Annotated in this window: 15 protein-coding genes; all 15 read right to left on the bottom strand. The window is 50.5% G+C overall.

What is annotated here, in order from left to right; translation table 11 throughout:
- Window positions 1-220 precede the first annotated feature (220 nt).
- Window positions 221-406 (bottom strand): CD1375 family protein, encoded by a 186-nt coding sequence (locus F8N00_RS11535; protein WP_421018239.1) that lies wholly within the window; start codon window positions 404-406, stop codon window positions 221-223.
- 1 nt (window position 407) lies between these two features.
- Window positions 408-518 (bottom strand): CD1375 family protein, encoded by a 111-nt coding sequence (locus F8N00_RS11540; RefSeq protein ID WP_421018240.1) that lies wholly within the window; start codon window positions 516-518, stop codon window positions 408-410.
- Between the two features lie 11 nt (window positions 519-529).
- Window positions 530-748 (bottom strand): hypothetical protein, encoded by a 219-nt coding sequence (locus tag F8N00_RS11545; RefSeq protein WP_421018241.1) that lies wholly within the window; start codon window positions 746-748, stop codon window positions 530-532.
- On the bottom strand, window positions 748-1,317 hold the full coding sequence (locus F8N00_RS11550; RefSeq protein WP_421018242.1) for a hypothetical protein: 570 nt from the start codon (window positions 1,315-1,317) through the stop codon (window positions 748-750). Before F8N00_RS11550 ends, F8N00_RS11545 begins: the two co-directional genes overlap by 1 nt.
- The gene (locus tag F8N00_RS11555) at window positions 1,317-1,622 is read right to left on the bottom strand and encodes a hypothetical protein (protein WP_421018243.1); all 306 of its coding nucleotides are present in this window, start codon (window positions 1,620-1,622) and stop codon (window positions 1,317-1,319) included. The genes F8N00_RS11550 and F8N00_RS11555 overlap by 1 nt, the downstream gene beginning before the upstream one ends.
- Window positions 1,623-2,066, bottom strand: a complete 444-nt coding sequence (locus F8N00_RS11560) for a phage tail protein (protein WP_421018244.1) — start codon at window positions 2,064-2,066, stop codon at window positions 1,623-1,625.
- A complete protein-coding gene (locus F8N00_RS11565) occupies window positions 2,063-2,344 on the bottom strand; it encodes a hypothetical protein (protein WP_421018245.1) in 282 nt (93 codons plus the stop codon). Before F8N00_RS11565 ends, F8N00_RS11560 begins: the two co-directional genes overlap by 4 nt.
- The gene (locus tag F8N00_RS11570; RefSeq protein ID WP_421018246.1) at window positions 2,341-2,922 is read right to left on the bottom strand and encodes a putative phage tail protein; all 582 of its coding nucleotides are present in this window, start codon (window positions 2,920-2,922) and stop codon (window positions 2,341-2,343) included. Before F8N00_RS11570 ends, F8N00_RS11565 begins: the two co-directional genes overlap by 4 nt.
- Window positions 2,915-4,072, bottom strand: a complete 1,158-nt coding sequence (locus F8N00_RS11575; RefSeq protein ID WP_421018247.1) for a baseplate J/gp47 family protein — start codon at window positions 4,070-4,072, stop codon at window positions 2,915-2,917. Before F8N00_RS11575 ends, F8N00_RS11570 begins: the two co-directional genes overlap by 8 nt.
- Window positions 4,047-4,541: a DUF2634 domain-containing protein gene (locus F8N00_RS11580; RefSeq protein ID WP_421018248.1), complete on the bottom strand. Its 495-nt coding sequence runs from the start codon at window positions 4,539-4,541 to the stop codon at window positions 4,047-4,049. Before F8N00_RS11580 ends, F8N00_RS11575 begins: the two co-directional genes overlap by 26 nt.
- On the bottom strand, window positions 4,529-4,948 hold the full coding sequence (locus F8N00_RS11585) for a DUF2577 family protein (protein WP_421018249.1): 420 nt from the start codon (window positions 4,946-4,948) through the stop codon (window positions 4,529-4,531). The genes F8N00_RS11580 and F8N00_RS11585 overlap by 13 nt, the downstream gene beginning before the upstream one ends.
- Window positions 4,949-4,959: 11 nt before the next feature.
- Complete coding sequence (locus F8N00_RS11590) at window positions 4,960-6,822, bottom strand: XkdQ/YqbQ family protein (RefSeq protein ID WP_421018250.1); 1,863 nt, start codon at window positions 6,820-6,822, stop codon at window positions 4,960-4,962.
- Window positions 6,815-7,465, bottom strand: coding sequence for a LysM peptidoglycan-binding domain-containing protein (locus F8N00_RS11595; protein ID WP_421018251.1), 651 nt, complete (start codon window positions 7,463-7,465; stop codon window positions 6,815-6,817). The genes F8N00_RS11590 and F8N00_RS11595 overlap by 8 nt, the downstream gene beginning before the upstream one ends.
- Window positions 7,462-10,518, bottom strand: a complete 3,057-nt coding sequence (locus F8N00_RS11600; RefSeq protein WP_421018252.1) for a phage tail tape measure protein — start codon at window positions 10,516-10,518, stop codon at window positions 7,462-7,464. Before F8N00_RS11600 ends, F8N00_RS11595 begins: the two co-directional genes overlap by 4 nt.
- Window positions 10,519-10,694: 176 nt before the next feature.
- The coding region (locus F8N00_RS11605; RefSeq protein ID WP_421018253.1) for a phage tail assembly chaperone at window positions 10,695-11,142 on the bottom strand (448 nt) is incomplete at its 5' end.

An 11,142-nucleotide genomic window follows, 5' to 3' on the forward strand; every position in this document is an offset into this window, starting at 1 on the left:
GTAAAACACCCCTATTCATTTTTTCCAACAAGTGTATTTTACCAAATGGTTAATTTTGTTATATGCAATGTTTTGATATTATAGGAAACTAGTTATTTAAATTCACTTGATTGTTTACGTTAGCCAGACCGATTTGCATCGTATAAATAAACTGAACTAGTGTTAGTTGATCTACTAGGAAGATGTTTTAGAATTCAACCTATCACAATGAAACGTCATTTTATTCCGCTAGTGCTGGTTCTGTTGGTGGTTCTACCGGAAGTGGATTACCGTATCCGTCCAAACCAAGTGCGTTGAGATCGGCGAGAACCTCCGCTGAATATTTCTCTGGAACCATCGGCAATGGTCCACCTGCCGGGATTTGACGTCTCTGATTCATTACCAATGCCACATACATATCTATCATGTTAATTTCCTCCTTCGGATTGTCGTTTGAGTTCTGCTTCCACTGCTTCACGATGTTGTTCAGGTACTTCTTCCAGCTTGCGACGACCTTTTTTGACCAATAATACATACATCTCGACCACCTTTACGCACCTCCGAGAATTTGTTCATAAATCGTTGCAAGAACTTCCATTTGCATGAGGTTCTGTTCTGCTAATTGCTTTTCAAGCCGAGCAATCTTTTGATCAGTCGTTTCTTCTTGCTTTACAGGAGAGACACCGACCTCGTCCAGCACCCGGATGCTCGAACCGTTCTCATACTCCGTTACTTTATATTTTCCGTCCATGTAAGTCGTTTCTTTCATTACTTCATACCTCCTGTAATGAGCGCTCCTGCTGAAGTAAAGTAACCCGCACGATACACTTCAGCAACAACTGAACTTTTAAAGAAAATAGGTGCTTCAAGGATCTTGCTTCCTTCACCCATCGGAAAGGTCGTTCTGGCATTGATGTTTGCAGCGTTGTATCCTTGAAGAACTAAATAAATTGCACCTAAATAGTCCGATCCACCCGGCGCTAGAGTGGCTCCATCCCCGACCTTTTCAATACCGCCAGTTCCGAACGGCTTGGTGGCATTTCGAGCATAAAAACCTGCATATCTAGCGCCACTGTTACTGCCGTTAAAAGTTGCACCGATTAAGACGACTCCGTCTACAGTCAGTCTTAACCCAAACTCGTTCCCACTACCACCACCCGTACTACCGTATGCTGCTAATCCAGCAAAATCGATATAACCTTCACCAGTAATGGAAATTACGCTTGCAAAAGTCGTGGAGGATGCAGTACGTGAACCTAGACCAGTGAAACGCCGTGGGTATAGGTCCCAATAATTCGCTACGGCGCCAGTGGCTTTCTGCAAATTTGAAATTCCCATTATGCCACCTCCACGCCGGACAAGAAAACATTGACGGCATTTGCTGTCGTTTGAATGCCTGTGATAGTGTCTGTTGCGCTTAATACGAGTGATAGATCAATGACGACCGTATCGTTCGCCGCAACGCTGTAACTACTGACGATTGCTTTTCCTGCTACGTTAATCGTGATAATAGCTGCTGTCGCTGTCGTGTTTGAGAGGACGACGTTCTTGAGGATCGTTGTCGTGCTTGCCGGAACCGTGTAGAGCGTTGCGCTCGTCGTGCCCGGTGTTCCGATGTATAACTTTTTAGGCAATGTCGCCATTTAGACCGCTCCCATCCAGAACAAGACTTCGATATCGCTTGTTTTTGTATTTGCTTTCGAACTCACTTCGTTAATCGCTACAACCAAATCCGTCTTTTCTGTCGTGTCGAGTGCAGAAAGTGTTCCCACTTTCGTGTTGACCTCGTTCACCGCTTTTGGTGTCGCTGCTTTTGTCACACTAGTGCTTGTTGTACTTTCTTCTAGCTGTACGATTCCTTTTGTGGTCGTTGTACCCTCGGGTATTGATGGAATATCTATTTGCCCTGATTTTAGCTTTCCATTTTCATCTAATGTTGCTACTCCACCAGCAATACCTTTTTCTGTAGCATCTATTTTTTTTGAAAGTCCCTCATGAGAGTCTTTAATACCTTGTTCCCAACGATTCAAGTCACTTTCCGTAACTGGATCATTTCCTTGCCAGTTCGTTTTTGCCGTGTAACTCAAACCTTCACCTCCCAAGTGAACACGAAATCAATCAACTGGTCCGTGGCAATCGCGACATCAATCGACTTCGCATTGATCAAGTTCTGATTCTCGTCATACGCCTTAATGGACGTCACCCTTGAAATACCGCTCAAGCTATGTGCTTTGACCGTGACAAGTGGTCCTTCCGCTACGATGCTATCCTTCTGCACGATGATGGTGTCATTGAGTTTGATGGTCTGGATGCGTCCTGCTAAGTCTGCCGCGATTCGTGATAGATAGGTCGTCTGTACGGTCATACAATCACCTCATTCTCTGATTTAAGTACCGCCTGACCGACACGCCACTCGTTTACTTTCCGGTACGTCCGCGCCGTGATCCGGACTCGGTCCACGATGCGTAGACTCTCCGCTGAAGATAGTCGTAAGACCATCTCGAGATGCGACGGTTTCACTTTCTGAATAGCTTCTCGCATGTCAGCGAAATTCTTCGTCGCTTCGACCGGGAAGCTGACCCAGAAGGCGTATTCGTTCGGGATGTTGTCGACTCTCGAGATGAATGCTTCTAAGTAGCTGTCGACGACTGTCTCGATCAATCGTTCATTCGGTGTCGCGCCCTGTCCAATCTTAGACTTGATACGTTTCCGCCGCTCTTCTTCCGTCCCGTCTGACGACTCAACCCGGTAATCACGTTCCCATAAAGACAACGCCCAGGTTGCACTTTCGAGATCCAGTTGCGCCTCAAGTTCTTCTTGCAACGCCTCGATAATCATCAATTCCTTTGCTTGCGCTCCGTAGATGGATTGCCAAACAGCTGATTGACGATAGACCGGATAGACGTGCTCAAACAGTCGTTCCTTTAATTCTTGTTCATTCATGGAGATTCACCATGCCTTGTGTCACGACGCGGTCACCTGGAACGACGACGTTCGTCGCTGAACCATTCAACGTCAATCCGGTATAATCGACCACGCCGTCGATATCAATCAACAGCGCGCCGACCTTCGCATAGTTGACACGGAAGTCGACCACGTCATTCGTTTCCCACGCCCGTTGGTTCAACTCTTCTAAGTACACGGCCATCTTCTCTGCGAACTGCGACTGGACGGATTCGAGTGAGACGCCTTGTAATTGCAACGTCGCTATCACCTGCAGCGGCAATTCCTCTGAACCGACGACTGTGACCGTCGCACCAATCGGCGCATCACCCTTACCGCGCCCTTCTCCTGCTACCGGGTCAATCTTTTCTTTGACGGCAGCAATGATATCAGCGGTCGGCTTCTCATACGTGATTGTCGTGATCAAGACTTTCACGGTACCGCGTCCTGCCCAGAGCGGGATGACCTTGACTTTCCCGACGCCGTCGACACCGAGTGCCCACGTCACGTAATCGCCGTCGTTCCCACCACCACGTTCTTCCGAGACATATGCAAAGTAACGGGAACGGTAACTGTCGTTGTCTTCTTCCTCTGCGCCGAGCGTCGCGGCAACAGGGTTCGTCACCGTGTTGATGCCAATGTCTGACGCAAGCTGAATCGCACCAGCTGGTACCCGACCGATTTCGCCCGCTTCGATTGCAACGACTTCGATTGAGAGTCGACCGCTTTCCGGGATGATACGTTCGGTCTGGTCGAGGATTTCAAACTCGATCGCCTCCTCGTCTTCCCGAAGGACGACGGTCGAGAACGTCGTATCCGCCGGAATGACGTTTCCTGGTGCTCCTTCGACGTCGACAATCGCTCGAGCGGGTTGTGCCTCGATTCGGGAGAGTGTCGGTACCCGGTTCAGGACGACACGGTCTAAGTCCTCATCTTCTGCCGTACTTGCGAAGGACGACCGCATGATGTTCTGCATGTAGAGACGCTGCATCGCGAGTTGGTTCGCCACCGGTGCTTGAGCGTCGTAGATGTATGAACCTTCTCGCCGATCCCACTTCGGATCGGTCATGCTGAGCATTCGGTCAAGGATGACGTCCTCATCTTCTTGTAGTGGTGCCGGGAGATCAGGTAGATCCAATAGATTCGCCATCTGGTCCTTCCTCCTTTAGTTGTTCTGTCGTCGTCGTTTCGCCGACAATCGTATTCAAATCGATCGTCGCTTCGAAACGCCGGTCTACTTTGATAACATCGACCTCGTCGACCGAGACGATACGGTCGTCATAGACGATCGCATCCATCAAGCTATCCGCGATGAACAGGCGCTTGACGTCGTCTGAGACGTCGAGACGCATATCATCCTTCGCTTCGCATCCATAATCCTCCGAATAGATCGGATAGGCATCCCGCGGTGTCAGGATCATCTTCGAGATGACGTTCTTGAGTCCTTCGATGCCGTCGTCGACAAGAATTTCGTCATTCGAGCCTTTCGCGAACTCGCCGGTCTCAAAATCAAATAGCGGAGTCAACATGCCCCCCGCTTGTTCCGTCTCTTCTTCGGCATAGACGTCATCCACGTCGACTTCCGGTAATAGTCCCTCTTGTTCTTCTACGTCCGCCATTTCGTCACCACCATCCATTTTTCTGTCCGGTTCCGGATCGGCATCAACAAGACGTGGTCTCCCGCTGTAGTCGTCATCGGATCGAAGACGTCTGCACGTGTCACCCGCTTCTCATCGATTATGAAATCCGTTGAGGAGCGGACGCCGACGTAGCCACCTTGTCGCACCGGTTGCAACACCCACTGGGCACCGCTGGCTCCGGTATCGCTGATTGCCTGCAGGATGACGAGCTCTCCTTTGACGAAGAAGTGTGCATCCATGACGAAGGCATCCGCGTCCCGTTCCCCGACACCTGAAATGTTAACGACGAGCGGTTCGACTTGGACGACCGTCCCAATCAGGATATGTTCTTGTGATGTCTTGGGTGTCAGGAACAGCTGACTGAAACGAGTAGCTGGATCTTTCATTCTCGTCCCTCCTAGAAATTAATGTACTTATGCGGATTGACCGCATGGCTCTTGCTGTAGGTCCATCGACCACGGTGGAGTTCGAAATGAAGATGCGGCCAATCCGACCAACCGGTGTTCCCGACATAGCCGATTGTCGTGTTCACCGTCACCTTTTGCCCGACCTTCACCTTCGGCTTCGCATGGATATGAGCATAGACGCTCTCCCATGTCTGACCATTGATTGAATGGACGATGTAGACGACCCAGCCATAAGACGTCGACCAACCTGATCGGGTAACGGTACCGTCCGCGACTGGATGCAAACGCACCTTCCCGGTCTTCGCGCGGTCAATCAGGATATCGATCCCGAAATGACCGGCTGGTGTCTTGAATTGCTTCCGTCCCATCCAGCCACCACTCATTGGACGGACGAATGCCTTGTTCGATTTCGAAGGCGTCGTCTTCCCATTTTGAATCCGGACCTTGTAATGTGAGCGGATCTTATCCCACTCGCCTGCCTTTTGCCGAGCGTCCGCTCGACCCAGTCCTTTTTCGAGGATGCTGATTTCGACGTCCCGACGCCCGAATGGAATGCATTCCTTTGCCGGGAGTCCCATGTCGATCCGTTTGCCTTTGATGGCACCTCCGACATCTTCCGCGAGATAAATGCCGCTGTATTCCGGCTTCGCCCGACACTTGATATAGACGACAGAACCCATCGGTATCAGCTTCGGGTCGACGGCGATGCTTCGCTTCGTCTTGAACTTGTTGCCGGATGCGGTCGTGCCAGTGCCGTTGATGCCACCTAAAGCGGGATTGTACGCTGTCGCGACCCAACCCTTGCTGAACTTCAAGCGGATGCCTTTAATCGATTCTGTGGTGTTGCCGAGACCGTCCTGTTTCTTCTGGACGTCCGGCTTCTCATAGCTGATCGACGGCAACGAGGTGCTCACGACGGCGTCCGCGTCCATGACGACATGATTCGGGTAAATCTCATATTTCACGTTGTCGAAGTAGTACCCGTGTGCAATCAAGTCATCCTTTGATTTGATATAGGCGTAATCACCAGAGAAGAACCGTTGCGTTCCTGACGTCGCAACATGACGAAACGAGCGAGTCACCTTCGACCGATTCTGTCGATCGAGGGCTTTCTTCGCTTCTCGCCGTGCATCGGCATCGTTCATCGCATCACTCTTGATGTAGGTCGAGAGCCGTCCGTATTTCTTGATGCTCGTCGTGCTCTTGGCGATACCGTCCGCTCGTCGTTCGCGGTTTCGTGCCCGGACATAGTTCTTCCGGTCCTCGTTCGACCGCTCGACTTGCGCATCCGTGATGCCTTCACTGAGGACAGGCACATTCTTCGGTCGGCTCCGCTCGTAGACCTTCAGTCCGTTATCGTAGCGGATCCAGTACGACTTCTTCGTCTTCTTCTTGTCTTCCGTCAGTAGCGAGGCAAGGACGGAATAGTAGCTGTCGTATTTATCCGCACGGTAGTCGAGCGTCTGGCGATGCGTATACTTCCCTGCTGGTAGCAGTTTCGGTTTAATGCCAGCTCGTCTGCAGATCGTGTCGATTGCCTTCCGTGTCGTCGTACCCTTCTTGAAATAGAAGTCGTCCTTGTTCTTGACGAGATAGAGCAGCGGGTCATACGCGGTGATGTTGATCACGCGGTCCTTCCGCTTGATGACGAAGATGTGACCGAAAAACCACAGTCGTTTTCCTTGCCGGACGGAGATATGTGCCCCATCCAGTTCCGGTAACCCGGACACGCGCATCAAGTCGAGGGACAGTTTGACCGCCGCTTGCGAGACGCTGTCCTCGAGCTTGATCGGGATGATGACGGATTCACTGACGTCATACTTGGAATCGATGTAGACGCGGAGATCAGCCATAATACAACACCATCCCCGGATAGAGTCGGTTCGGGTTCTTGCCGATCGTCTTCTTGTTACGGGAGTAGAGTGTCCGCCAATTGACCTTCAGGCGTTGAGCGATTACCGTCAGTGAATCATTCCGCTTGACGACGTACTTCTTCGGTTTCGAACTTTTCTTCGTCGTTTTCTTCTTCGTGGATTTGCCACGCTTCGACGAGCCTTTTCCTTTTTTCTTCAGCTTGCTGACTTTCGGGTACGCGTATTCCTCGAAACTGATTTCGAACTCGAGATCAGCTTGTTTGGCCGATCGTCCGAGCTTCGGTTTATCCTGCCAGGAACGATAGGAAAGGATGCGACAGCGCATCGTCTGCTTCGTGTCCGTGATGGCGAGGGTCACGACCTCTTGTTTTCCTTTGATGCGACGTAACGATGCATCTAACGTCCGTGGCAGTACGAAAGCGCCCGTCTGATACGTCCGCTTCGTTCCCGGAAAATGACTTGCTAGAGAAAATGTCCGGAGCCCGGTCGCCGTGATGAAGGAATACGTCTTTCCGCGGATCCCGTCGTGCGATTCCGTCTTCTTGTCTCCCCCGGATAACCCAAGACCCGGAGGCGTGACAGGGAACGTGAGTGTTCCTTTACTATGCTTGATCGTAATCAATCCAACATCGCCTCCAAGTTATGTGTCGGTAGGTTCCGGTTTAGTTCTTCCATCTTGTCTGCGATGAACGCCATAAACTGCAAGCCCATTTGCTCGAGCTTCGCTGGATCATCGCTTAAAGTACCTAAATCTTCTGGACGGATATGCACGTTGAAGACGTTCTGCTCTTGCGTATTCTGCGACTGGTTGACTTGATTCGTGATGCGTTTGCCCGTCGCGGACGGTAATGCCTGTCTAGATTGCGTTTTGAATGGCGCCACTATACCTTGGCTAACAACGGTCTGTGCCATTCGTTGGAGAGCAGGGATACGTTGTTTCATCCCTTCCTCATGACCACGCACTGTGTCCGCTCCGATTGGAATGATTTTCTTCGCGGGTGAGTTGACGCCAAGTCCTTTCTTCATCCAACTAGGGATCATCGTTGTCAATTCAGACACCTTATCTGAAACCCAAGTGAATCCACTTCCCATACCATCTACTAGTCCGCGGACGATACTTTTACCGATAGAACTTAAATCAATGCCTTTGAAGAACTGGACTGCGTCATCCCATCCCGATTTAACGGCGCTAGAAACTGCCTTCATAGCATTTTTGACTGTTTCACCAAAGCTGCCAAAGACTTTACTCATTGTTTCTTTGATGACGTCTGAAGTTGTCCGGAAGATGTTCCGAATCGTCGACCACGTCGTTTCGATTAGTTTTCCAGCAGTTCGCATGACAGTGGTGATGATCGTCGAAACTAAATTAAAGCCGGTCTTCACGGCTGACCAAATGAGTGTGACAGCACTTTTAACGATGGAGACATAGGCTTTAAACATGTTCCCGATGAATCCCCGAGTCGCTGATAGGATATTCGAGATGTTTGATTTTATGAAATTGAATCCAATCGACACCTTGTTTTTAATGCTGGCAACACCACCAGAGAAGAATGCTTTGATTGCTCCCCAGAATCCGGAGATGATTCCTCTCCCACCTGTCGCTAACAAGCGGAATCCACCGAGAACCCGTCCGACGAGTAATAAGTTGACATAGTTCCAAATGAACTGGATTGCGCCGAAGAACGCTTGTTTGACACCTTCCCACATCTTCTTGAAGTCACCTGTAAAGAGACCGGAGAAAATCTTCACGACCCCGAGAATGACGTTCAATGCACCTTGGAAGACGCCTTTGATGTTGCTCCAGATGCCTTTGATGATGAAAAGTACTGCCGGCATGATGAACTGAATGACACTCCAGATGCCTTGGAAGACGTTTTTGACCGCTTGCATCAGTTGCGCTCCGTCACTCTGCCAGAAGGCGCGGATCTTCGAAAAGACGGATTTCGCTAGGTTGACGATAGCGGTAAATGTGCTCGACAAGACCGATCTGACTTTTCCTGTAATGGTGAAAATCTGTAGAATTACTGCCGGGCTAAGACCTAATCGATTCAATATACTTGCCGACGCCCCGTTATTTCCAACCAACGACGCAAAGACACCTTTGACTAAGGTGCCAAACTGTTTGAATTTTTCCTCGACGGTCTTCGCTGCATCTTTCAGGAACAAAATCTTATCGCGGAAGGCGTCAATCTGTTCATGATTGAAGTTTGCGCTGATCATGATTTTCCGCGCCTTGACGAAGTCTCCTGACAGCATGGCTTTCAAGCCTTGCAATCCACCCCTGAACTTGTCAGAATACGTCCAGGCTGCCTTAAATCCTCCAACGAGTAATGCGATGGTGCCGACGACCGCTCCAATTGCAATGGCGACTGGTGCGATGAACGGTGCCATGAGCGCGAATCCTTCAATCATCATCGGGAGTAACCCGACAAGGATTGCAATCCCTCCACCTAGTATTAAGACTCCTGCTAGAATGGCAGCACTCGTAGCAATCATCGTCTTCATCGGTTGTGGCAGTTGATTGAATGCATTAACAAGACTCGTGATGACTGTCGCCGCGGATCGAATCGGACCTTTCAGCCCATCCCCGAGCGCGATTTGAGCGGATTCCGCCGCACCCGTCATCTCTTCTAACGCACCTTTCAAGTTATCCTTCATCTTGTCTGCTGCTTCTTTCGATGCTCCGGCACTGTTCTCTAACGACTTCATCATCTTGTCGATTTCGCTCGGTCCAGCTCGCATCAGGGTCAGAAATCCGGAAGCGGCTTCAGTACCAACCAATTGAGCCAATGCCGCCAGTTGCTGCGCATTGGTCATGCCTTCAAAAGAGCTCTTCAGATTTTTGATCAATCCAGAGATACCGACAAACTTTCCTGACGCATCCGTAATGTTGATACCAAGTGTCGCCATCATCTTGCCAGTCTCTTCCGATGGTTTCAGCAACGCAAGAAGCCCTCCGCGTAATGTTGTACCAGCTTGTTCACCTTTCATTCCTGCATTGGTTAAGAGACCAATTGACGCCGCCGTCTCTTCGATACTGACACCTAAAGCCGCAGCAGGTGGTCCTGCATATTTCAGAGCGTACTGCATGTCTGTGATATCAGCAGCCGTTCGATTCGCTGTCTCCGCTAGGATATCGGATACTCGACTTGCTTCCGATGCTCTCATGCTCCAAACATTGAGCGCGGAAGCTACGACTTCAGCTGTTTGGGCCATGTCCGCACCTGATGCTTCTGACGCACTGATGACTCCTGGCATCGCAGAAAGGATCTCTTTCGTCGTCATCCCGAGCGCGGCTAGCGATTCTTGTCCAGCTGCTACCTCTGTCGCACTTTTCGAAGTAGCCGCACCAAGATCGAGCGCGGATTGTCTCAGACGATCGAGTTCACCACTCGATGCACCCGCAATGGCACCAACACGACTCATCTGTGCGTCAAAATCGACTCCAGTCTTCACTGCCATACCTAATCCAGTGGCGACGCTTAATCCCATGAGTGAGGCAGCGCCACCGACTGCAGTCAATGATCCGGATGCTCCTTGCAAGCGTTCGAATGTCGTTTGTGTCTGTCTCGCATCCTCTTGCATGTTGCGCATCGAGCGGCTGACGCGTCCAGAGACCTCCGTGAACATATCACGCAGGATGATGGATGCCGTTAACGTCTGATTACTTGCCATTCATCATTCCTCCCGTTCTTCCTCTTCCGCGTCGATGACGATCTGTTCGGATGCCATCAAGAATAGCTTCACGTTGTAGGGTGCATTCCAGAAATCTTCCGGTCTGACTTGCTTCCGTTGCCAAAGGACATGCGCCCAGCGGAGTTCTGCATCTTCACCTTCGAGGATGCTTGCCTTTACTTTCCCATCGCACCATCTGGCTCATCGAGTCCGGATAAGGCGATGACTTCCCGTGAAGCGTCCGCGAGACTGACTGTTCCGAACAGTTTCGGGATGATCAATTCAGGGAGCGGAACCGGTAGTCCGAGCTTCGATGCGAGTTCCGGACTCCGGAATGACATTGGCGTTCGACGTGAATCGAGTGCCTTGTCGACGATCAAGCTATTGTATTTCAGTTCATCAAGTTCTTCCGTGATTTGACCACGTGGACCATGTTTCTTTTTGATGGCTTCTTTCCGGATTTTGCTTTCTTCATCCGCGTTGAGGGCAGTAATCGGAATCTCGAACCATTTTCCGTCAATCGACATCATCTTGACGCTTCCTGCGCGGCGATTCGTGATGTCGATGTCCATCAAGTCGGACAAGGAGACGTATTGCTTCTCCTGTACCACCTCGTCCTGTGAT

The sequence above is a fragment of the Exiguobacterium sp. A1_3_1 genome (genome assembly GCF_048985645.1).
Taxonomy (GTDB): domain Bacteria; phylum Bacillota; class Bacilli; order Exiguobacteriales; family Exiguobacteriaceae; genus Exiguobacterium_A; species Exiguobacterium_A indicum.